We start from the raw sequence: 23,024 nt of genomic DNA on the forward strand, positions 1-23,024 counted from the left end.
GGATTGTCCTTCGGTTATCTGCTTTGCGCGCTCATCCGGAGGATTTTGCCATGATTAAACGACGGACCATTCTGATGTACGGCGCGCTTGCTACCGCGCTTCCCCATGTGACAGCCTTGCCGTCCTTCGCCGCAGATGCGGCCCTCACGCCTGATGACGCGCGGGCGATCGCCAAGGAGGCAACGATCTACGGATTTCCGCTGGTCGACAATTACCGCGTGCAACATTCCTATTTCGTCGACGCCGGCGGGCCGGAGTTCAAGGCGCCGTGGAACACGCTGTTCAACAATGCCCGGGTCTATACGCCGGACGACAAGGCGATCCAGACGCCGAATTCAGACACGCCCTACTCCTATGTCGGCGCGGATCTCAGGGCCGAACCGTTGGTGTTCACCGTGCCGGCAATCGAGAAGGAACGGTACTACTCGCTTCAGTTCATCGAACAGTACACCTTCAACTTCGCCTATGTCGGCAGCCGCGCGACAGGCAACGATGCCGGCAGCTACCTGCTTGCCGGGCCGAACTGGAAGGGCGAAACCCCTCCCGGCATCAAGGACGTCATCCGCTCGGAAACGGAGTTTGCCTTCGTGCTCTACCGCACGCAGCTCTTCAATCCTGGCGATATCGAGAACGTCAAGAAGATCCAGGCCGGCTACAAGGTCGAGCCCTTGTCGGCATTTCTCGGAAAGCCGGCGCCTGCGCCCGCCCCCGCCGTCGACTTCTTCACGCCGCTCAGTGCGGAGGAGGAAAAGACGTCGCCCGAGGTCTTCAGCGAACTCAACTTCATTCTGCAGTTCTGCCCGACCGATCCTTCGGAAAAGGAGCTGATGGCACGCTTTTCCGAGCTCAACATCGGTGCTGGCAAGACATTCGACTTCACGGCCTTCCCGCCGGATATCCAGAAGGCGATCACCGACGGCATGGCCGACGGCTGGGCGGCCTTTAAGGAACACAAGGAAACCATGATCGATACCGGCAAGCTCTCGAGCGCCGACTGCTTCGGAACCCGAGCCTTCCTGAAGAACGACTACATGCAGCGCATGTCCGGTGCTGTGCTCGGCATCTACGGCAACTCCAAGGAAGAGGCGATCTATCCTGCCTATTTCATCGACGATCAGAAGCAACCGCTCTCCGGCGCGAGCAAATATGCGTTGCGCTTCGAACACGGCCAACTGCCCCCCGTCAATGCCTTCTGGTCGCTGACGCTCTACGAACTGCCGGCAAGCCTGCTCTACGCCAATCCGCTCAACCGTTATCTCATCAATTCGCCGATGCTCCCGAGCCTGAAGCAGGATGCCGACGGCGGCCTGACGCTTCATGTCCAGAACGAGAGCCCAGGCGCAGATCGGGAGAGCAATTGGCTACCGGCTCCCAAGGGCCCGTTCTTCGTGGTGATGCGCCTCTACTGGCCAAAACCCGATGCCCTCGACGGCAAATGGAAAGCCCCGCCACTGAAATCTGCGACATGAGCAGAGAGGATGACCAGCATGAATACATTTCGAACCACTGTTGCTCTCGCGGCGACCCTTGCCTTGATCGGCATCCTGCCGGCCACCGCCGCAGATCCTGTAATCGTCGGAGTCGACAATTTCATCCGCGCCGAGAGCGACATGTATGCCGCGGCCATGGTCAAGGACGGGGCGCTGGGCAAGTTCCTGCACCGCCGCGAGCCCGCCTCGATCGACAACCAGACGGTCATACGCCTCAACCGCGACACGCTCTATTCCTCGGCGGTGTTCGACCTTGATGCCGGTCCTGTCACCATCACGCTGCCCGATGCAGGAAAGCGCTTCATGTCGATGCAGGTGATCAACGAGGATCACTACGTGCCCGAGGTCGTCTACGATGCCGGAGAGCACACGCTGACGAAGGAGGGTGTCGGCACGCGCTATGTCGTCGTGGCAATTCGCACGCTCGTCGACCCGGCCGACGCCAAGGATATCGAAGCGGTCCATGCCTTGCAGGACGCGATCAAGGCCAGTCAGGCGAAGAGCGGCAGCTTCGAGGTCCCCGCCTGGGATCCGGCGAGCCAGAAGACGGTGCGCGAGGCATTGCTCGTGCTCGGCGCGACGATGCCCGACTTCAAGAAAGCCTTCGGGACCAAGGAGCAAGTCGATCCCGTTCGCCATCTGATCGGCACGGCGTCGGGCTGGGGCGGGAATCCGGATAAGGATGCGGTTTATCTCAACATCACGCCGACCAAAAATGACGGCGCGACTGTGTACAAGCTCGATGTGAAAGACGTGCCCGTCGACGCATTCTGGTCGGTGAGCGTCTACAATGCTGCCGGGTATTTCGAGAAGAACAAGTATGATGCCTACACGGTCAACGATATCACCGCGAAGAAGGGCGATGATGGCACGGTGGCGATCCAGTTCGGCGGTTGCGACGGCAAGATCGCCAACTGCCTGCCGACAACCAAGGGCTGGAACTACGCGGTGCGTCTCTATCGGCCGCGGCAGGAAATACTGGATGGAAAGTGGCAGTTTCCTGAGCCGAGCGCGGTCAACTAGCCCGGCGTTGGAACCAACTGCACAAACATTGCCTAGCCGCGCGTCGAGTGGGATGCGCGGCGGGCGGACGATCTATCAAGGAGGTTATGTCGGGCTTGGTTGGCAGAACATTGCCGGGCAATGGCTGCGCCCGGCCGATGAGCGCAATCAGGCGCTCGTGCGCTTGCGTGCCGGCTGGCGCTTGGGCGCCGGGGCCACGGGTTCGGCGTCAGCCTCCTGCAACAACCGCTGAGCCTTGAGCTTTTCGGTCTTCTTCTCGCGCGCCAGCTTTTCCGCCGCAACGATACCGCGGGCCGTATGGTCGGTCGCCGCAGCCTTGTCGGCTGCCGACAAACGCTCAGGCTTGAAAAGATCTTTCTTCGTCGACGTCATGCGTACCTCCTCGCTCGGGCGTGGACCGATGCCGAAATCGGCATCGGTACCTCAGATTTAGCGGGTGCGGACAGCCTTCTTCGGTGCCGGCAGCAGGCCTTCGCGCTGAAGCTTCTTGCGCGCGAGCTTGCGCTGGCGACGAACGGCTTCGGCCTTTTCGCGAACGCGCTTTTCCGACGGCTTTTCATAGGCGCTGCGCGCCTTGAATTCGCGGAACAGTCCCTCGCGCTGCATTTTCTTCTTCAGAATGCGGAGTGCCTGGTCGACGTTGTTGTCTCTGACGAGTACCTGCAAGATGTATCCTTCCCTTTGGTTGGGGCCGCACATCGGCGGACCGAGATTGCTGTAGCTATCTTCCGATCCGGATGCGCGACGGTTTCAGCCAGGGTTCACCCTTGGCAATGATGCGCGACGGTCCCTCTTCGATGGGAGAGGCCGCCTCAGTGGTCTCGACGTCGCTTGCAACGATGCGACGTTCGAAGTTCTCGCCGTCGAAACGGACGCGATATTGGGTCTCGCCGTGGTCGGCGGGCAGAACACCGATGATCCGGCACGTCCTGACGGCGGGTGCCAGCTTGGTGAAATCGGCCCTTACGGTCACCGTGTCGCCAACGGCACAAATTCTGCGGGTCATGATAGTTTCCTTCCCCGGAATGTGCAGGGTCCGGACGCAAAAAGGCCGGGCTTCACCCGACCTCTTCCCGTCAATCAAACGTCCCCAGCCAGTACATCCGTGGTCGGGGGAGGCAGATGACGATTCATTCCGCCCGGAGATTGTCGGCAGAGTTCTTGCCGGTCTTGCGGTCGCGGACGATGTCGTAGGTGACCTTCTGGCCTTCCGCCAGCGAGCCCATGCCTGCACGCTCTACAGCGGAAACATGAACAAACACGTCGGTCGTACCGTCATCCGGCTGGATGAAGCCAAAACCCTTGGTGCCATTGAACCACTTTACAGTGCCTGAATTCATAACGATCTCCTTTCAATCGTTGATTTCGCTCGACGGGTATTCGCCGAGCCGTGTCGATGTTGAGAGGAAATCTGACAACGCTTTTCAGCGCTTTGACAAAGGTCGCAAGCAATATTCGATTGCACCCATATAATTCTTTTTTCGGGATTTTCAATGTTTCATTTGGAATACGGCCCGAAATGCAGCGGCACTGCCGAAAAACAACGTTGAATCACGTTCGTTTCGATTGGAATCCTTTCGGAATTTCCATCCCATTATTTTTGGGCGCCTCAAGAAATATATTGGCGCTACCGACCATAAACGACGAATACAGAGCAATAGCCCAGTTCAGGAAAGCATAGAGGCTTCAAGAAATCGGCAAGTGCCGGCATCGCCAAGCGCTCGGCGCAGTTTCATCTTGGATTGAGGCAAGTGGGAAAGACGGTTTCGCCGCATGACCGGCCTTGCAGACCGCCTCGCTTCAAGCGCGAGACTGACGGGCATGATTGCCCGCCAGCACTATTGTTGGATTCCCGAGATTACTCGGCTGCCTCTGCTTCGGGCATCGGCACGTAGTTGAGGATCGGGGACAGCCAGCGTTCGACCTCGCGCACCGGCATACGCTTGCGCCCCGCATAATCCTCCACCTGATCCCGCTCGACCTTGGCGACACCGAAATAATAGGCCTCGGGATGGCCGACATAGAGACCGGAGACGGACGAACCGGGCCACATCGCAAAGCTCTCGGTCAAGGTCACGCCGATCGCCTTTTCGGCGTCGAGCAACCGGAACAGCGTTTCCTTTTCCGTATGGTCGGGCTGAGCCGGATAGCCAGGTGCCGGGCGAATACCGGCATAGGGCTCACCGACCAGGTCCTGCGGCGAGAATGTCTCGTCCGCAGCATAACCCCAGAGTTCCTTGCGCACGTATTCATGCATGCGCTCGGCAAAGGCTTCGGCGAACCGGTCGGCCAGTGCTTTGACCATGATCGACGAATAGTCGTCGTTGGCGCGCTCGAAGCGCTCGGCGATCGCCACTTCCTCGATACCGGCCGTGACGACGAAGCCGCCGAGATAATCTCTGCTGCCGCTGTCGACAGGTGCGACGAAATCCGACAGCGCCACGTTCGGTCGCCCGTCGCGCTTGCTCAGCTGCTGACGCAGCGTGAAGAAGGTGCCGAGCGTCTCGCCGCGCGTTTCCTCGGTAAACAGCCGGATGTCGTCGCCGACGGTTCCGGCCGGCCAGAAGCCGACGACCGCCTTCGGGGCAAACCATTTCTCGGCGATGATCTTGGCAAGCATGGCCTGCGCATCCTCGAACAGCTGACGTGCGGCCTGCCCTTGCTTCTCGTCATCGAGGATTTTGGGATAGACGCCCTTCAGTTCCCAGGTCTGGAAGAACGGCGTCCAGTCGATGTAGCGCGCCAGCTCGTCCAGCTCCCACCCCTGAAACACCCGCGTACCGAGAAACGAGGGAGCCTTGGCCTGATAGCCGCTCCAGTCGATCTTGTGAGCATTGGCGCGCGCCTGCGATAGCGGCAGGCGGCGCTTTTCCGCCTCGTTGCGAGCATGGGCGTCGGCAACCTTGCGATATTCAGCGCGGATCGTCTCGACGTAAGAGCCCTTGGCTTCCGACGACAACAGGCTGGAGACGACCCCGACCGCACGGCTCGCATCGGTGACGTAGACCGTCTGGCCGCGGTCGTAGCGCGGATTGATCTTGACCGCCGTATGCACCCGGCTCGTCGTCGCGCCGCCGATCAACAGCGGGATATCAAAACCTTCGCGCTCGAGCTCCGAGGCAACATGCACCATCTCGTCGAGCGATGGCGTGATCAGGCCGGAAAGGCCGATGATGTCGACCTTCTGCGCCTTGGCCACCTCGAGGATCTTGGCGGATGGCACCATGACGCCGAGATCGATGATCTCGTAATTGTTGCAGGCAAGCACGACGCCGACGATGTTCTTGCCGATGTCGTGCACGTCGCCCTTGACCGTCGCCATCAGGATCTTGCCGGCGCTCTGGCGCTCGCCTTCGCCACCGGCGGCCAGCCGCTCGGCTTCCATGTGCGGAAGCAGAACGGCAACCGCCTGCTTCATCACGCGCGCCGATTTCACCACCTGCGGCAGGAACATCTTGCCCGAGCCGAAAAGATCGCCGACGACATTCATGCCGGCCATCAACGGACCTTCGATGACATGCAGCGGCCGGGCGCTCGAAAGCCGCGCCTCGTCGGTATCGGCCTCGATATATTCGGTGATGCCGTTGACCAGCGCGTGCTCGAGTCGCTTTTCGACCGGCCATTCACGCCAGGAAAGATCTTTCTCCTTGGCCTGGGCGCCGCCCTGTCCGCGATAGCGCTCGGCAATCTCCAGCATGCGTTCGGTCGAATCGGCGCGGCGGTTCAGGACCACGTCTTCGCAGGCCTCGCGCAGCTCGGCATCGATGCCGTCATAGACGGCAAGCTGGCCGGCATTGACGATGCCCATGTCCATGCCCGCCTGGATGGCATGGTAGAGGAACACGGCGTGCATCGCCTCGCGCACCGGTTCGTTGCCGCGGAAGGAGAACGACAGGTTGGAGACCCCGCCGGAGATGTGCACATGCGGCAGCGTCGCAATGATTTCGCGCGTTGCTTCGATGAAGTCGACGCCGTAGTTGTTGTGTTCCTCGATGCCGGTCGCGACGGCAAAGATGTTCGGGTCGAAGATGATGTCTTCGGGCGGGAAGCCGGCTTCTTCGGTCAGCAGTTTGTAGGCGCGGGTGCAGATCTCGACCTTGCGCGCCTTGGTATCTGCCTGCCCAACCTCGTCGAAGGCCATGATGACGACGGCAGCGCCATAGGCGCGGCAAAGCCTGGCGTGATGCAGAAACGCCTCTTCGCCTTCCTTCATCGAGATCGAGTTGACCAGCGGCTTGCCCTGGACACATTTCAATCCGGCCTCGATCACCTCCCACTTCGACGAATCGATCATGACGGGCACGCGGGCGATATCAGGTTCGGAAGCGATAAGGTTGAGGAACTCGACCATCGCCTGCTTCGAATCGATCAGGCCCTCGTCCATGTTGATGTCGATGATCTGCGCGCCGTTGGCGACCTGATCGCGGGCGACATCGAGCGCTGCGGAATAGTCGCCGGCGGTGATCAGCTTGCGGAACTTGGCCGAGCCGGTGACGTTGGTGCGCTCGCCGACATTGACGAAGGGAATGTCTGAGGTGAGCGTGAAGGGCTCGAGGCCCGAGAGCCGCATCAGCGGCGCGACATCGGGGATCAGGCGTGGCGGGTGTTTGGCAACCGCCTTGGCGATCGCGCTGATATGGGCGGGCGTCGAGCCGCAGCAGCCGCCGACGATGTTGAGGAGACCGTCGCGGGCAAAGGCTTCGACCTGGGCTGCCATCTGGTCCGGGGTCTCGTCATATCGCCCGAATTCGTTTGGCAGGCCGGCGTTCGGATAGGCGCAGACGAAGGTGTCGGCGACACTCGAAAGTTCGTCGATGTGCGCGCGCATGGCATTGGCGCCGAGCGCACAGTTGAGCCCGATGGTGAAAGGCTCGGCATGGCGCACGGAATGCCAGAACGCCGTCGGCGTCTGGCCCGACAGCGTACGGCCGGAAAGATCGGTGATCGTGCCGGAGATCATCACCGGCAGTTCGATACCCTTCTCTGCGAACACTTCCTTGGTGGCGAAGATCGCCGCCTTGGCGTTGAGCGTATCGAAGATCGTCTCGATCAGGATGATATCGGCGCCGCCGTCGATCAGGCCGCGGATCTGTTCGGCATAGGCGATCCTGAGATCGTCGAAGGTCACCGCCCGGTAGCCCGGATTGTTGACGTCAGGCGAAATCGACGCGGTCCTATTCGTCGGGCCGAGCGCTCCGGCGACGAACCGGCGACGGCCGTCATGCGCTTCGGCGCGCCTTGCCGCCCGGCGCGCCAGGCGGGCGCCGTCACGATTGAGGTCGTAGACCATGTCTTCCATGCCGTAGTCGGCCTGGGCAATGCGGGTCGAGGAGAACGTGTTCGTTTCCAGGATGTCGGCGCCGGCGATGGCGTAGGAATAGTGGATGTCCTCGATCGCCTTCGGCTGCGTCAGGGTCAACAGGTCGTTGTTGCCCTGCTGATGGCAGGCACAACCGCCGAAGCGATCGCCACGGAAGTGATCCTCGACGAAACCCAGCTGCTGGATTTCCGTGCCCATTGCACCATCCATGATCAGGATGCGCTCGCTGGCCGCCTGCTTCAGCGCCCGCATGACTTCGGAGCCATCCGGCTTGGAGGAAAGGTCGCCGAAAAGGGCGTCGATGGCGGACATGGGAAATCTCCCGTTCTGAAAACGACAAGCAATAGTCAAGTCAATCACATAAAGACATCTTTATGTCAACATATGAACGGATTTAATTTGCCGCAATGACGTTGGCTTGGTAGCCTTGGCGCATGCGGTTTCAGTCTGCGCACAGGAGCGACAGAAAGGCGATTCCGCCTTTTGGGTGAACGCCACGGCAAAGAAAATGGCCCGCCGCGACCGCAGCGAGCCATGCGAATGCCATCAGAAGACAAACTCAGAGCGTTTCTGGCTTAAATTGAGCCGCGGAAACGCTCTGTCGCTTCGTTTTTCCGCATTTCCTGACGGAAAACCGCTTCGCACTTTTCCTGGAAATGCTCTAAAGACGGCCGAGGCAATCCTGCGTTTCATAGATGGCGCAGAGAATATGGTAGAAACTGCTCGCCGGCACCGGTTCGTCGACGAAACTGCCATCTGGTTTCTGCTTGTCGCGCCACAGCCCGGCCACCGGTGTCTCCAGGAACAGGTTGAGTGCCGAAGCCGCCCGCGCCGCCGAGGCGAGATAGCGCTCACGCTCCGCGCCTTCTGTGAGGGCTGCAAAACGAACCGAAGCCTTCAGCCATTCCGTCTGCGGCCAAAGCCGTGCGATCGGGTCGGCGACCGAGAAATCGTCGAAGAGCGTCATGACCGCGACATTGCGGGTCGGGCAGATGCCGTGCGCCTCGCCGATCGCAAACAGCCGCCGCGCCTTGACGATCGCCTCGGCATTGCCGCGCCGCTCGGCCCAGCGCAGCAACAGCCACGCCCATTCGAACAGATGGCCGGGCTCGACGATACGCCCCTTGTCACCCGGGAACGGCGCCCAGTCGTGGTCGAAGAACTCCCGCAACGCGCCGGTACCGCCGTCGATGAAATGATCCATCGCCAGATGCGCGATCTCGTCTGCAAGGTTGAACCAGGCGACGCGATCAAAGCCGACGACCTCCTCGCTCGCCAGGCACGCTTCGAACAGATGCATGTGCGGATTGGAGCAGAGCGGCAGCCGCGACGGATCGTCCTCTTCAAAGCCGATGAGCGGGTGCTTGCAGTGGGCCTCGATGCGTTGGCGCAAACCGTTGCTGCGCTCGATCATTTCCGGCCTGCGCTCGGGGAAGACCTCGGCCAGATAGGCAAAGGCCAGCAACGCGAAAGCCTGATTGTAGAGGTCGAAGGCGGCATCGATGAGGTTGCCGTCGGCATCCGCAAGCGCGCCGTAAAAGCCCGTCGGCTGCAGATAGACCCGATCGAAATAGGCAAGCCCGCCCTCGGCGGCACTCTTCCAGTCGCCCGCCCAGCCGCGCCTGCCGGCCTCGGCGAAACAGTAGACCTGACGCGGCTGCACCCGCGCCCGGCGATTGGCCCGCGTTGGCTCGCCGGCCATGTCGATGGTTTCGGCGAAACCGCCGCCCGTGGCATCGACGCCCTTTTCGCGCCAGAGCGGCAGGGCCCTTTCGGCCAGCCACGCCGACAAGATAGCGGATTGCGAGAAAATATCCTGCGGCAACGGTTCAGCCCTCGAGCTTCAGTTCATCATGGTTCTTGCCGAGCAGCTCGGCCAGCGCCTCGACCACCATGTTGTGGTCCTCGCGCTGCGGCAGGCCGGACACGGTCACCGCACCGATGCAGCCCGTGCCCTTGACGACGATCGGGAAACTGCCGCCATGGGCCGCATATTCGGCATCCGGAAGCCCGAGCTTCGCCTGCAGATTGGTCTGCTGCTTCAACAGCCCGAGGCCGGTCGAGTAGCTGCTCTTGAACAGGCGAAAAACGGTGTTGCGCTTGCGGCGCACCCAGTTCGGATTGTCAGGCGTCGCGCCCTCAAGCGCGGTATAAAACACCTGCATCGAAAACAGCGTGACATCGATGACGACGCCGAGCTTGCGTTCGGCGGCCATGCGGCGCAACGTCGTGCCCAGTTGCCATGCCATTTCCAGGTCGAAACTGTCGAATTGCAGCTCGCGCTCCTGTTGGCCGATGCGCTTGAGATCATTGTCGATATTCATGAAGCCTCCGCTCAATCCTTCCAGAGCCAAGCCGCGCCGCGCACGCCGGAACTGTCCCCGTGCATCGCCTTGCGAACAGGCGTTTCGAAACTGTCGCCAAAGAGGTAGTTGACCACCCGCGGCGGCACATCCTCATAGATCTCGTCGACATTCGACATGCCCCCGCCGAGCACGAAGACATCCGGGTCGACGATGTTGGTCAAAAGCGCAAGGCTGCGCGCCAGCCGGTCGACGAAACGATTGTAGACGCCTGTTGACGCCGGATCGCCGGCCCGCTTCGCCTCGATGATATCGCGACCACGCTTTTCGACGCCGGTGGTCAGGCGATAGTCGAGCTCGACCCCGGTGCCGCAGGCGTACATGTCGAGGCAGCCGTGTTTGCCGCACCAGCATTTGTGGCCGGGATACTCGTCCTTGGTCATCCATGGCAGCGGATAGTGGCCGATTTCGGCGGCGACGCCCTGGTAGCCGGCATGCACCTTCTTGCCGATCGCCAGCCCGCCGCCATGGCCGGTGCCGACAATCACGCCGAACACTGTCTGCGCGTCCTTGCCGGCACCGTCGACTGCCTCCGACACCGCCAGGCAATTGGCGTCGTTGGCGAGCCGCACCTTGCGGCCGAGCGCCTGTTCGAGGTCGCGCCCGAGCGGCTTGCCGTTGATCAGCACAGCGTTGGAGTTGCGCACGATACCGGTGCGCGGATTGGGACTGCCGGGAATGCCGATGCCGATCGATCCTTGTTCGCCCGCCGTCTTTTCGGCGGCGGCAACAAGGCCGTGAACGGCCAGAATGCAGTCGTCATAGCCGCTGGTCGGGGTCGCGACGCGGTGGCGGGCGCGCGTTTCACCATCGCGATCAAGCGCGATGACTTCCATTTTCGTGCCGCCCCAATCAATTCCGATGAACATGTCTGGATCAGGTCTCTGGGTGAAGGTCGCATGAAGGAGCGCCAGCCTCCTCAAGCCGGCGCTGATCACTGCTTAGCATCCGAAAGACGGGAAACACCAGCCCCCGATTTCGGCACGCCTCGGTAGAGGAGGAAACCGGATTGGACAGGCGCCTTCCGCTATCCCCTGCATTCCCGGCACCGCACGCCATGCCCTATTTCGCGAAGGCACCGCGCAAAAACACTTGGCGAAGAGGCCTTGCTTTTGTATGGGTGCTATCCGAGTGGTCCCGTAGCTCAGCAGGATAGAGCACCAGATTCCTAATCTGGGGGTCGCGCGTTCGAATCGCGCCGGGATCACCATCCTTCTCGTCAGCAGGACAAATCACAGGCGCGACGCTCCGCCGAGCCGGCTCTTGCGATGCCGATGCACCCGATGCCGATGTAAGCGATCATGGTTCAGCTGCTTGTGACCTACATGGAAATGCGCACTCGGCCGACTGGCGAGCCTTTGCTGCCGCCTGTCGAGGGCACGGCGTTTGCGCCTGAGCGCTTGGCAGCAGAGGAATTCCTCTCGCTCTACCGCGCAGTCGCCGAACCTTTGCGCTGGGATCAGCGACTGCGCATGCCTGCCGATGAGCTCGATGCCTTTTTGCGCAGCCCGTCGACCGCGCTCTATATCCTGCGGGTGGAAGGCAGTGCCGTCGGGCTCTGCGAATTCGAGCGCGCTGACACTTCCGATGTCGAACTCACCCATTTCGGCCTGATCCCGCAAGCGCAGGGAAGAAGGCTGGGGCCGTTTCTTCTCGATGGCTCACTGCGTGCCATCTGGGATCGGGCACCGGATCGCGTCTGGCTGCACACGGATACCTGGGATCACGCCAAGGCACAGGACACCTATCGCCGCGCCGGCTTCGGCATTTTCATGCAGAGGCTCGAAGAGTTCAGCGTCTAGCCAACCGATTGCCGCGCATTCACGAAGCCGTGAGTTTCTGCCCGTTCTCCGGCACAAAACATGCCCTCATCCATTTCCCCAATGAAAGGAAATGGTGAAGCCAATGAAAAAGCTGGCAATTGTTGCGCTTTCGCTGGCAACGGCCTTCTCCAGCGCAGCCCCGGTACAGGCATTCCCGTCGGTAACACCCATGAAGGCAGGCATCTCCGACGTCGAGACCGTGCAGTACTATCACCGCCGCTGGTATCGCGGATACGATGGCTACCGATGGCGGGGCGATCGGCGCTATTACCGTCACCGCCACTGGGATGACGACGACGACGATGACAATGTAGGCGCGATCATCGGCGGCCTTGCCGCCGGCGCCATCATCGGCGGGCTGATGGCCCAGCCGAGACGGTACTATGGCGGCAACGCCCATACGAGCTGGTGCTACAGTCGATACAGCTCCTACCGGGCATGGGACAATACCTTCCAGCCCTATTATGGCGCCCGCCGCGCCTGCTACTCGCCTTATCGGTAAACCTGCGATGAAGGCCCTGCCGCCCGTCTGGGCGGCGGGTGAAAGCATAACCTGATGTAAGGCAAGCACTTTCCTGAGCGCAGGACAGCCGATTTCGTCGTGTTCAAGCGTCGAGCAGCGCGCTCCGCTTGATCAATGCGTGCCCGCCCAAAGCGAAAAGTGCTCCCTCATCGATCCCTCCCCTGACTGATCAGCGTCGCCGGCCCCGCTGCCATGATGACCGTCGGTTTTGGCTGCGGCTTGACATTTCCGTAAGGCTGACCTTATCATTCCAATATAAAGTATCTTAGTACATAACTATGATATAACTATAAGAGAGGAACATAAGATGAAATCAGCAAGGATTGCACTGCTTCTGGGAACGGCACTCATCGCCTCCTCGTCCTTCGCCTTCGCGCAGGAAAAGGGCGGCGTCATCAACGTCGCCACGGTCGGCGAGCCGCCGACGCTCGACCCTATGGCTTCGACGGCCGACCTGGTCGGCATCGTCTCGCAGCATATGTTCGAGACGCTCTACACCTTCGACAAGGATTGGAAGCCGACGCCGCTTCTGGCTGTGGCCATGCCGGAAATCAGCGCCGACGGCAAAACCTACACGATCAAGCTGCGCTCCGGCGTCAAGTTCCATGACGGCACCGACATGGATGCGACCGACGTCGTCGCCTCGCTCGAGCGCTGGACGAAGACCGCCTCGCGCGGCAAGCAGACGGCAACGACGATCGCCGGCATCGAGGCCGTCGACCCGACCACGGTCAAGATCTCGCTCAACACCCCCTATGCGCCGCTGGTCTCGCTGCTCGCCTTCAACAATTCCGCGGCAATCGTACTGCCTTCGGAAAAGCAGGCTGAGCCGATGGTCGATTTCGTCGGCACCGGCCCCTACAAGCTCAAGGAGCGCAAGGCCGACCAGTACATCCAGCTTGAGCGTTACGACGGCTATGTCTCGCCCGAGGGCGAAAGCAACGGTTATGGCGGCGCGCGTCACCAGTATGCCGACGAGATCCGCTTCGTGCCGGTTCCCGACCCGAACACCCGTGTCGAGGCCGCCGTCTCCGGTCAGTACGACTACGTCGATTCGCTGCCGGTCGAATCCTTCGAACGGGTGAAAGGCTCGAGCGCTTCCGAACCTGTGATGCTGCAGCCTTTCGGCTGGCCTGTCTTTGTCCTCAACTCAGGCAACGGCATGACCAAGAATCTGGAACTGCGCAAGGCGATCCGCGCCGCACTCAGCATGGAAGACATGATGGCGGCCGCCTTCGGCAGCACCGACTTCTACGCGCTCGATGCCGCCCTCTACCCGGCGCAGTATGTCTGGCGCACCGAAGCCGGCACGGAAGGCGGCTACAATGTCGCCGATCCGGAAAAGGCAGGCGAACTCTTGAAGGCTACCGGCTACAAGGGTGAGCCGCTGCGCATCCTGACCAGCCGCCAGTACGAGTTCCACTACAAAATGGCACAGGTCGCCGCCGAGTATCTGAAGCTCGCGGGCTTCACCGTCGATCTGCAGGTGGTCGACTGGGCAACGCTCACCCAGCGCCGCGCCGACCCGACACTCTGGGATATCTATATCACCCACAGCCCGTTCCTGCCGGAACCGGCGCTGATCGGCATGATGTCGACCAAGGCGCCCGGAAACTGGGATACGCCGGCCCGCGCCAAGGCCGTCGATGCCTTCAACGCCGAATCGGATGCTGGCAAGCGCGTCACACTCTGGGCCGACGTCCAGAAGGTGATCTACGAGGAAGTGCCGTTCATCAAGATCGGCGACTTCAACGCCCTGTCGGCAAAGACCAAGACGCTTGACGGCGTCTCCCCCGCGCCGTGGCCCTACTTCTGGAACGCTTCGATCAAGAAGTAAGCTTTCATCCACTTGAAGCCTTCGGCGGGCGGTCTTTCCCTTCACGGATTGCTGCCCGCCGGATAGCCCGGCGCTGCCTTGCCAGTGCCCGTGCGGAAGAAGTTCGAGGCACCCATGATACGCTATATTCTCCAGCGCCTGTTCGGCATGATCGTGGTCATGGCGCTCGTCGTCACCATTGTCTTCGTCATCGTCCGCGTGACACCCGGCGATCCCGCCGCCGTCATGCTCGGACCGGAAGCGACGCAGCAAGACATCGCCGAATTGCGCACCAAGCTTGGTCTCGACCAGTCGCTCGGCCTGCAATATGTCTACTATATCGGGCAGCTGCTGCAGGGCGATCTCGGCCAGTCGATCTTCCTCAACCAGCCGGTCACTTCGGCGCTTGCCGAGCGTGCCGAGCCGACCTTCTTCCTGACCCTGTTCTCGATTCTGATCGCCAGCGGCATTGCGCTGCCGATCGGCATCTACGCCGCCTACCGCCGCGGCTCCTTCGTCGACCAGGCGGCCACCACGCTGGCGATGCTTGCCGCCAGCATTCCGAGCTTCTGGCTCGGCCTGATCCTCATCCAGTTCCTCGCGGTCCGCCTCGGCTGGTTCCCGGTTTCGGGTTACGGCGGGCCGGGTTCATCCTTCGCAGAGCGCATGTACCATCTGACCTTGCCGGCCATTGCGCTCGGGGTCGTCTCCTCGGCGCTGATCCTGCGCTTTACCCGCGCCTCGATGCTCGATGTGCTCGGCGACGACTTCATCCGCACCGCCCGCGCCAAGGGTCTCGGCGAACGCAAGGTGGTAATGAAACACGCGCTGAAGAATGCCCTCATCCCGATCCTGACCATCATCGGTCTCACCGCCGCGGTTCTGATCTCCGGCGCCGTCGTCACAGAAACCGTCTTCGGCCTTCCGGGCGTCGGCAATCTCGTCGTCTCCGCCGTGCTCAGGCGCGACTACCCTGTGATCCAGGGCGCGCTGCTCGTCATCGCCGCTCTTTACGTGCTGATCAATTTCGCGATCGACATGCTCTATCTCCTCGTTGATCCAAGGGTTCGCTACTGATGACCGCCACCGTATCAACCCCTGTCGCAAGCGAGCGTGCCAAGTTCCTGCGCCGCCTGCTCAAGCGCAAGACCGTTGCCTTCGGTCTCTTCGTTCTCGTCGTCTTCGTGCTCCTGGCCGTCTTCGCGCCGCTGATCGCGCCCTATGCGCCCGGCAAGCTGTCGATCGTCAACCGCCTGTCGCCGCCGAGCCTGCAATGGTTCTTCGGCACTGACGAATTCGGGCGCGACGTGTTTTCGCGCACGCTCTATGCCGGCCGGCTTTCGCTGCTCGTCGGCGCCGCCGTCGTCACGCTCGCAACGATCGTCGGTGTCGTCATGGGCCTCGTCGCCGGCTTCTTTCCGAAGCTCGACGCGCCGATCGCCCGCCTGATCGACGCGATGATGGCCTTTCCCGATATCCTGCTGGCGATCGCGCTCGTCGCCGCCCTCGGCCCGTCGCTGACGACGGTGATCGTCGCGCTCAGCGTCGTCTACGCGCCGCGGCTGGCGCGGGTGGTGCGCGCCTCGACGCTGGTGATCCGCGAGCTGCCCTATGTCGAGGCGGCTCGCGCGCTCGGCATCTCGACGCCGCACATCATGACGCGGCATGTGCTGCGCAACCTGCTCTCGCCGATCCTGGTGCAGGGCACGTTCCTATTTGCCCATGCCATGCTGGCCGAAGCCGGGCTTTCCTTCCTCGGCGTCGGCGTCAGTCCTGAGATCCCGACCTGGGGCACGATGATCGCCTCGGGCCGGCAATATATCGGACAGGCCGATTGGGTGACGCTGTTTCCCGGCATCGCCATCGTGCTTTCGGTTCTGTCCCTGCAGATGGTTGGCGATGGTTTGCGCGACATGCTCGACCCCCGCCTCAGAAAGGACCTGTGATCCATGCCCACCGCAACCCGTAGCACCAGCCCCGTGCTGATCAGCAACGTGAAGCCCGTCGCCTTCGGCATGGCGGCACCGAGCGAAACCGTCGACATCCTGATCGGTGGCGACGGCACCATTGCCCGCATCGGCAGCCAGTTGTCGGCGCCTGAAGGCACCCAGCGCATCGACGGCAAGGGTGCCTGGATTTCGCCCGGCTGGATCGATCTGCACGCCCATGTCTGGCATGGCGGCACCGACATTTCGGTCCGGCCGCAACTCTGCGGCATGGAGCGCGGCGTCACCACCATCGTCGACGCCGGTTCGGCCGGCGAAGCCAACTTCCATGGTTTTCGCGAATACATCATCGAGCCGGCGCGCGAGCGCATCAAGGCCTTCCTCAATCTCGGCTCGATCGGCCTCGTCGCCTGCAACCGCGTCAGCGAGCTCAGCGACATCCGCTCGATTGACATCGACCGCATCATCGCCTGCTACCAGGAAAACCGCGAGCATATCGTCGGCCTGAAAGTGCGCGCCAGCCACGTGATCACCGGCTCCTGGGGCGTAACCCCGGTCAAGCTCGGCAAGAAGATCGCCAAGATCCTCAAGATCCCGATGATGGTGCATGTTGGCGAACCGCCGGCGCTCTATGACGAAGTGCTTGAAATCCTCGGCCCCGGCGACATCGTCACCCATTGCTTCAACGGCAAGGCCGGCAGTAGCATCATCGAGGACGAAGACCTGTTCGAGCTTGCCGAGCGCTGCGCCGGCGAAGGCATCCGGCTCGACATCGGCCATGGCGGCGCGTCGTTTTCGTTCCGCGTCGCGGAAGTCGCCATTGCCCGCGGCCTGCTGCCCTTCTCGATCTCCACCGATGTGCACCTGCGCAGCATGAACCAGTCAGTCTGGGACCTCGGCACCACCATGTCGAAGCTCTTGAGCGTCGGCATGCAGTTCGAAAAGGTCGTCGAGGCCGTGACGCAGGCTCCGGCCTCGGTCATTCGCCTGCCGATGGACGGGCTTCTGACCGTCGGCGCGCGCGCCGAGTTCACCCTCTTCGATCTCGTCGATTCCGAACTGCGCGTCTTCGATTCACTTGGAGCCGAAGCGCATCTCAACCGCCTCTTCGAGCCGCGATATGCGCTCATGGGCACGGACGTCGTGGCGGCAAACAGATACCAGCCGCAGCATGTCGAATGCCCCGACCACAGCCACGGCTTCAGCTACCGTTGAACCATCACAGAACACAGAAACTGGCAGGATATCGCGTGAACAGTTTGGACCATAAGACCAAGGGCCGTGTGCCGGCTTCGCCCTACCAGAGGCTTGCAGCCCTCGGCATCGACCTGCCCCCGGCACCGCCGCCGATCGCCAACTTCGTCACCCATGTTCAGGAGGGCAACATTCTCTACCTCTCCGGACAGGGCCCGCGCGAGGTCGACGGCCACCTGCATGCCGGCAAGGTCGGCGCCGACGTCGACGTTGAAAGCGCCTATGAGCACGCGCGGCTGACGGGCATCAATCTGCTGGCGGTGATGCATGATGCGCTCGGCGATCTCGGCCGCGTCAAGCGCATCGTCAAGCTCCTCGGCATGGTCAACGCCGTACCGGACTTCGCCGATCATCCGCAGGTGATCAATGGTTGCTCCGACCTGCTGATCGACGTCTTCGGCGAAGCGGGGCAGCATGCCCGCTCGGCCGTCGGTTTCGGATCGCTTCCCGGCAACATCACCGTCGAGATCGAAGCGATCGTCTCGCTTCACGAGTGACGGTTTAAGGGAGGTCGGATCAATGGCTGCGCCAGCCCATCATCTTCTCGATCCGCTCGGCGGAAACCCTGACGTGATCGGCGTAGAAGTTGCGATCGTCGACGATCTTCTGTTCGGGCAGAACGATGGAGATGGTCGCGACGCAGCTGCCCTTGTCGTCGAGGATCGGGGCGGCGACGCAGGCGACCGCATAGTCGGATTCACCGGCCTGGATCGAAAGCTTGGCGGCAAGCGCCGTCTCGGCCTGGCTCGACAGTGCGGCCGGATCTACATCGGCCCGGCCCGTCGGCGATGTGCGGGCGCAACGGCGGAACAGCTCCAACCTCTCGTCGGAGGGCAGATGGCCGACCAGCAATCGTCCGGAGGCCGTCCAGTTAAGCGGCACCCGGGTGCGACCCTGGATGTCACCTGGAAATGGCCGGGGCCGTCCGCCATGGCGAGCACCTGCATGTAGTCGCCGTCGCGACCGCAGAGCTGGATGGTTTCGGCAACCTCGCGACCGAGATCATGCATCTCCCGCGTCGCCACGCCGAGGAAATCGAGCGAGCGCGCATAGGCGAGACCGTAATGGTAGAGCCTGTCACCGAGCCAGACCTGGCCGTCGGCATCGCGGCTGAGCAGGTTCTTTTCCACCATGTCGTCGACGATGACATAGGCCGTCGACAGCGGCGCGCCGACCGCTTTGGCAATCGCGTAGACGCCGCTCGGAGAACCGGTCTCGTAGAGGAAGTCGAGCACCTGCAATGCCCGATCCATGCCGCTTACGCGCGAACGGCGGGTCTTGCCGGTCGGCTCCATGTCGTCGCCGGCTTCGGCGGCAATCGTCGTCTTGTCCAAGGGTCTACTCCCATGCAATTCGAAATTCGCATCAGATGGGCGGTCAGCAACGGCTTTCCGTCTCACCCGCGACAACGGCCGGTTCGGCGATCCGAAACGGCCCGTTCATATCTCATTACTATGGTAGATATTCCGCGAAAACGGAATAGCTTAACCTGTTCCGACTGCCAGAAAATCATATGGAGACCACCATGCCTGACCGCGACATCCGCGAAGCTCTCGGACTTCGGCCCGTTATCAACGTATCCGGCACGATGACCAGCCTCGGCGCATCGATCGTGGTTCCGGAAGCGATCGCCGCGATGACAGGCATACTGCCGCAATTCGTCGAGATCAACGACCTGCAGCGCAAGATCAGCCCGGTGATTGCCCGGCTGACGGGCGCCGAGGCCGGCTTCATCACCGCCTCCTGCTCCGCCGGCATCAGCCTTGCAGTCGCCGGCACCATGACCGGCAACGACCTCGCCGCGATCGAGCGCCTGCCCGATGCCACGGGCTTGAAGAACGAAGTCATCATCCAGATGGGCCATGTCGTCAGCTATGGTGCGCCGGTCGACCAGGCGATCCGCATTGCCGGCGGCAAGCCGGTGCTCGTCGGCCAGGCGACGTCGGCCTATCGCTATCACATCGAAGGCGCCATCAACGAGCGCACGGCGGCTGCCATCTATGTCGTCTCCCACCATGTGGTTCAGTACGGCCTTATCGGGCTCAAGGAATTCGCCGAGGCCTGCCATGCCAAGGGCGTGCCGGTCATCGTCGATGCCGCATCCGAATATGATCTGAAGATCTTCCTCGAACAGGGCGCGGACATCGTCCTCTATTCCGGTCACAAATTCCTGGGCGGCCCGACCTCCGGCATCGTCGCCGGCGAAAAGACGCTGGTGCGCAACGCCTTCCTGCAGAACCTCGGCATCGGCCGCGGCATGAAGGTCGGCAAGGAAAGCATGCTCGGCGTGATGGCAGCCCTCATCGCCTGGGAAACGCGCGACCACCAGGGGATCCGCGACCGCGAGGCCGGCTATCTCCATCTCTGGCGCGACACGCTCGACGGCCGCCCGGGCGTCAAGCACGTGATCGAAGCTGACCCGACCGGCAATCCGCTCGACCGCCTGCGCGTCACCATCGATCCGCAGGAAGCCCACATCACCGCCTGGGATCTCGCCGATGCGCTGGCGCGCGGTCAGCCGCCGATCATCGTGCGCGACCACGAGGTCGAGCACAATTACTTCTATCTCGACCCCTGCAACCTGCACCCCGGCCAGGAAACCATCGTGGCAGACCGCCTTTCCGAGGAGCTGACAAAGGCGCGCAGCTCCAACGAGATCATCGCCACGCCGCTTCATGAGCGCAATGCCCGCCGCTTCGCCGGCCTGTTGCGCTGGCCCGACTGAGACCGATCCGCCCACCCCGTGCAGAACGACAAGGAATGTGAGACATGACCCGCACCGACGCTGCCACCGATCCGTCGAAAGCTGTGCTTTCGGTCGAGAACCTGACAACCTCGTTTCTGGTCGACGGCGCCTGGAAGCCTGTGGTGCGGGACATCTCGTTCTCGGTCATGCCGGGAGAGACGGTGGCGATCGTCGGTGAATCCGGCTCGGGCAAGAGCGTGACGTCCCTTTCGATCATGCGCCTGCTGCAGAAGGACATGAGCCGAACCGAAGGGCGAGTCATGCTCGGCGGCTGCAACATCCTCGATCTGCCGGAAAGCGACATGCGCCGCGTGCGCGGCAACGAAGTGGCGATGATCTTCCAGGAGCCGATGACCAGCCTGAACCCGCTGTTCACCATCGGCGACCAGATTTCCGAAGCGCTGCTCTGCCATCGACCGATGAGCAAGGCGGAAGCGAAGGCCGAGACCATTCGCCTGCTCGACAAGGTCAGGATCCCGTCGGCCGCTTCCCGTTTCGACGAATACCCGCACCGCTTCTCCGGCGGCATGCGCCAGCGCGTCATGATCGCCATGGCGCTTGCCAGCCGTCCGAAGCTCCTGATCGCCGACGAGCCGACGACCGCCCTCGACGTGACGATCCAGGGACAGATCCTCGACCTCATCAAGGTGCTGCAGGAGGAGGAAGGAACGTCCGTCCTGTTCATCACCCACGACATGGGCGTGGTTGCGGAGATCGCCGACCGCACCGTGGTGATGTTCCGCGGCGAAGCGGTGGAAACCGGCCGGACGGACGACATCTTCCTGCGCGCCAAACATCCCTATACCCGCGCACTTCTCTCGGCCGTACCGATGCTCGGCTCGATGAAGGGCAAGCCGCAGCCGCTGCGTTTTCCTGTTATCGACAGCGTCACTGGCCTGCCGGATACGCCGGCCGAGGGAACGAGCACGGTCGCTCAGACCCGCCCGATCCTTGAGGTGAAAAACCTCGTCAAGCGCTTCGACATTCATGCCGGGCTGCTCGGCAAGCTGCAGGGCCGCGTGCACGCCATCGAAAACGTCTCCTTCAGCCTGCAGCCGGGCGAAACGCTGTCGCTCGTCGGCGAATCCGGCTGCGGCAAGTCGACCACCGGTCGCGCCATCATGCGGCTGATCGAACCGCAGAGCGGGTCGGTCGTTCTCAACGGCCAGGACGTGCTGGCCATGGATCGCAAACGCTTGCGCGAAATGCGCCGGACCATGCAGATGATCTTCCAGGATCCCTTCGCCAGCCTCAATCCTCGCATGACCGTGGGGGCTGCGATCGCCGAACCCTATCTCGAGCACAAGCTCGGCACCGCGAGCCAGGCCCGCGACAAGGTCGCCGACCTGCTGGAGCGCGTCGGCCTGCAGGCCGACATGGCCGCGCGCTACCCGCATGAATTCTCCGGCGGACAGCGCCAGCGTGTCTGCATTGCGCGGGCGCTGGCGCTCGATCCGAAGGTCATCGTTGCCGACGAATCGGTCTCGGCCCTCGACGTCTCGATCAAGGCGCAGGTCATCAACCTTCTGCTCGACCTGCAGGCGAGCCTCGGCCTTGCCTATCTCTTCATCTCGCACGACATGGCCGTCGTCGAACGCGTCAGCCACCGTGTCGCGGTAATGTATCTCGGCGAGATCGTCGAGATCGGCCCGCGCACCGATATCTTCGAAAACCCGCAGCACCCCTACACCCGCAAGCTGATGGCAGCCGTGCCGATCGCCGATCCGACCCGGCGGCACACCAGGCGCAATGTCGCCAGCGACGAGATCAAGAGCCCGATGCGCGCGCCCGACTATGTCGTGGGCGAGCGGCAGTACCGCCAGATTTCGGCGGAGCACTTCGTGCAAGTGTAGAAAGCGGGCGCTTAAAACCGCGCCGTCACTTGTCTGGCGTGCAGACGCGCAGGCGATGGCCATCGGGATCGAGCGCGACAAAGGTGCGGCCGAAGACGGCGGTCATCAGGTCCTGCTCGATCGGGATCCCAGCCTTGCGCCATTCCGCGTAAAGCCGCTCGACCTCGGCGTCGTCCTTGACCATGAAGGCGATCTCCATCCGGTGGCCCGAACCGGAGGAGACGAAGTTCGCGGCCTTGGTGGACCAGAGGCTGAAGTTCAGGCCGTTATCGAGGGCATAGGCGACGTAGGCCGGAAAGGCCGCAACCGGCCCACGGCCAAGCAGCCGTGTGTAGAAGGCGGCGCTCTGTTCAGGATCTTCCACGTAAAGCAGGATGAGGTTCGGGGTCAGCATCGTCGATCATCTCCGTTGTTCGATGGTCGCAAGCTAGCGCGTGCCACTGTCAGCTTTTGTCAGCATCGAAATCATGCCCGGCGCAAAAAAGCCGCCGCTCCGAGGATGGAGCCGGCGGCCTTGTCGGACCATGCTAACCACTGAGGTCGGCGTCTGCGTCAGAAGACGGCCAGATATTTCAACAGCGAGATGATACCGATAACGAGCACGATAGCCTGCACGATCTGTTTCGCCCGGCCGTCCAGCGGCAGGCGCTGAACCAGATAAAGCACGAGCACGATGACGAGGAACGTGATCAGAATGCTGATAAGAAGCCCCATAGACAAACTCCCTTTTCAAGGCGACGCGAAGTCGTCTGAGTTGTAACTATGAGGCGAGCCGAAAAGTTCCAATACTGGCAAATACTTATTTAGATAAGGCTGGGTTCCGGCCTCCGTCCCTGCCGACTGGCAGCAGTTCCGCGCACACGAAAT

21 protein-coding genes, 1 tRNA gene and 1 pseudogene are annotated in these 23,024 nt (G+C 62.1%); 12 read left to right on the forward strand and 11 right to left on the reverse strand.

Annotated elements, in window-relative coordinates; genetic code table 11:
* Positions 1-74 precede the first annotated feature (74 nt).
* Together BKP54_RS15675 and BKP54_RS15680 are read left to right on the forward strand one after the other, a co-directional pair.
* Positions 75-1,469, forward strand: a complete 1,395-nt coding sequence (locus BKP54_RS15675) for a DUF1254 domain-containing protein (RefSeq protein WP_057210812.1) — start codon at positions 75-77, stop codon at positions 1,467-1,469.
* 18 nt (positions 1,470-1,487) lie between these two features.
* Positions 1,488-2,513: a DUF1254 domain-containing protein gene (locus BKP54_RS15680; RefSeq protein WP_025424994.1), complete on the forward strand. Its 1,026-nt coding sequence runs from the start codon at positions 1,488-1,490 to the stop codon at positions 2,511-2,513.
* Positions 2,514-2,660: 147 nt separating this feature from the next.
* Here the strand turns inward: BKP54_RS15680 and BKP54_RS15685 are convergent, their stop codons facing one another.
* The 8 genes from BKP54_RS15685 to BKP54_RS15720 all read right to left on the reverse strand — a co-directional run bounded on the left by BKP54_RS15685 (position 2,661) and on the right by BKP54_RS15720 (position 11,065).
* Positions 2,661-2,885, reverse strand: a complete 225-nt coding sequence (locus tag BKP54_RS15685; RefSeq protein ID WP_025424995.1) for a hypothetical protein — start codon at positions 2,883-2,885, stop codon at positions 2,661-2,663.
* A 57-nt stretch (positions 2,886-2,942) separates the two neighbouring features.
* A complete protein-coding gene (gene rpsU / locus BKP54_RS15690) occupies positions 2,943-3,179 on the reverse strand; it encodes a 30S ribosomal protein S21 (RefSeq protein WP_025424996.1) in 237 nt (78 codons plus the stop codon).
* Between the two features lie 55 nt (positions 3,180-3,234).
* Positions 3,235-3,519: a hypothetical protein gene (locus BKP54_RS15695; RefSeq protein WP_025424997.1), complete on the reverse strand. Its 285-nt coding sequence runs from the start codon at positions 3,517-3,519 to the stop codon at positions 3,235-3,237.
* 124 nt (positions 3,520-3,643) lie between these two features.
* Positions 3,644-3,853, reverse strand: a complete 210-nt coding sequence (locus tag BKP54_RS15700) for a cold-shock protein (protein ID WP_025424998.1) — start codon at positions 3,851-3,853, stop codon at positions 3,644-3,646.
* 518 nt (positions 3,854-4,371) lie between these two features.
* On the reverse strand, positions 4,372-8,145 hold the full coding sequence (gene metH, locus BKP54_RS15705) for a methionine synthase (protein ID WP_025424999.1): 3,774 nt from the start codon (positions 8,143-8,145) through the stop codon (positions 4,372-4,374).
* 349 nt (positions 8,146-8,494) lie between these two features.
* Positions 8,495-9,658, reverse strand: coding sequence for an AGE family epimerase/isomerase (locus BKP54_RS15710; RefSeq protein WP_025425000.1), 1,164 nt, complete (start codon positions 9,656-9,658; stop codon positions 8,495-8,497).
* Positions 9,659-9,662: 4 nt separating this feature from the next.
* Positions 9,663-10,157: a heme-degrading domain-containing protein gene (locus BKP54_RS15715; RefSeq protein ID WP_025425001.1), complete on the reverse strand. Its 495-nt coding sequence runs from the start codon at positions 10,155-10,157 to the stop codon at positions 9,663-9,665.
* A gap of 11 nt (positions 10,158-10,168) precedes the next feature.
* A complete protein-coding gene (locus tag BKP54_RS15720) occupies positions 10,169-11,065 on the reverse strand; it encodes an ROK family protein (RefSeq protein ID WP_025425002.1) in 897 nt (298 codons plus the stop codon).
* 264 nt (positions 11,066-11,329) lie between these two features.
* Here BKP54_RS15720 and BKP54_RS15725 point away from each other — a divergent pair.
* The 8 genes from BKP54_RS15725 to BKP54_RS15760 all read left to right on the forward strand — a co-directional run bounded on the left by BKP54_RS15725 (position 11,330) and on the right by BKP54_RS15760 (position 18,055).
* Positions 11,330-11,406, forward strand: a tRNA-Arg gene (locus tag BKP54_RS15725).
* A gap of 91 nt (positions 11,407-11,497) precedes the next feature.
* A complete protein-coding gene (locus tag BKP54_RS15730; RefSeq protein WP_025425003.1) occupies positions 11,498-11,998 on the forward strand; it encodes a GNAT family N-acetyltransferase in 501 nt (166 codons plus the stop codon).
* Between the two features lie 103 nt (positions 11,999-12,101).
* Complete coding sequence (locus BKP54_RS15735) at positions 12,102-12,521, forward strand: BA14K family protein (protein ID WP_038576546.1); 420 nt, start codon at positions 12,102-12,104, stop codon at positions 12,519-12,521.
* A gap of 328 nt (positions 12,522-12,849) precedes the next feature.
* Positions 12,850-14,379, forward strand: coding sequence for an ABC transporter substrate-binding protein (locus tag BKP54_RS15740; protein WP_025425005.1), 1,530 nt, complete (start codon positions 12,850-12,852; stop codon positions 14,377-14,379).
* Between the two features lie 114 nt (positions 14,380-14,493).
* On the forward strand, positions 14,494-15,435 hold the full coding sequence (locus BKP54_RS15745) for an ABC transporter permease (RefSeq protein WP_025425006.1): 942 nt from the start codon (positions 14,494-14,496) through the stop codon (positions 15,433-15,435).
* Positions 15,435-16,304: an ABC transporter permease gene (locus tag BKP54_RS15750; RefSeq protein WP_025425007.1), complete on the forward strand. Its 870-nt coding sequence runs from the start codon at positions 15,435-15,437 to the stop codon at positions 16,302-16,304. The genes BKP54_RS15745 and BKP54_RS15750 overlap by 1 nt, the downstream gene beginning before the upstream one ends.
* Positions 16,305-16,307: 3 nt before the next feature.
* On the forward strand, positions 16,308-17,519 hold the full coding sequence (locus tag BKP54_RS15755; RefSeq protein WP_025425008.1) for an amidohydrolase/deacetylase family metallohydrolase: 1,212 nt from the start codon (positions 16,308-16,310) through the stop codon (positions 17,517-17,519).
* Between the two features lie 44 nt (positions 17,520-17,563).
* Complete coding sequence (locus BKP54_RS15760; protein WP_025425009.1) at positions 17,564-18,055, forward strand: RidA family protein; 492 nt, start codon at positions 17,564-17,566, stop codon at positions 18,053-18,055.
* 19 nt (positions 18,056-18,074) lie between these two features.
* On the opposite strand, the pseudogene BKP54_RS15765 reads toward BKP54_RS15760, so the two are convergent.
* Positions 18,075-18,853: pseudogene (locus BKP54_RS15765) on the reverse strand (IclR family transcriptional regulator).
* Positions 18,854-19,083: 230 nt separating this feature from the next.
* Between BKP54_RS15765 and BKP54_RS15770 the strand changes: the two are divergent.
* Together BKP54_RS15770 and BKP54_RS15775 are read left to right on the forward strand one after the other, a co-directional pair.
* A complete protein-coding gene (locus BKP54_RS15770; RefSeq protein ID WP_025425011.1) occupies positions 19,084-20,283 on the forward strand; it encodes an aminotransferase class V-fold PLP-dependent enzyme in 1,200 nt (399 codons plus the stop codon).
* Between the two features lie 44 nt (positions 20,284-20,327).
* A complete protein-coding gene (locus BKP54_RS15775) occupies positions 20,328-22,157 on the forward strand; it encodes an ABC transporter ATP-binding protein (protein ID WP_025425012.1) in 1,830 nt (609 codons plus the stop codon).
* A 25-nt stretch (positions 22,158-22,182) separates the two neighbouring features.
* Here BKP54_RS15775 and BKP54_RS15780 read toward each other — a convergent pair whose 3' ends face one another.
* Together BKP54_RS15780 and BKP54_RS35135 are read right to left on the reverse strand one after the other, a co-directional pair.
* Positions 22,183-22,551, reverse strand: a complete 369-nt coding sequence (locus BKP54_RS15780) for a VOC family protein (RefSeq protein ID WP_025425013.1) — start codon at positions 22,549-22,551, stop codon at positions 22,183-22,185.
* A 158-nt stretch (positions 22,552-22,709) separates the two neighbouring features.
* Positions 22,710-22,871 (reverse strand): Thivi_2564 family membrane protein, encoded by a 162-nt coding sequence (locus tag BKP54_RS35135; protein ID WP_107027568.1) that lies wholly within the window; start codon positions 22,869-22,871, stop codon positions 22,710-22,712.
* Between the last annotated feature and the right edge of the window lie 153 nt (positions 22,872-23,024).

The sequence above is a fragment of the Ensifer sp. 1H6 genome, from assembly GCF_001976035.1.
GTDB lineage: Bacteria > Pseudomonadota > Alphaproteobacteria > Rhizobiales > Rhizobiaceae > Ensifer > Ensifer canadensis.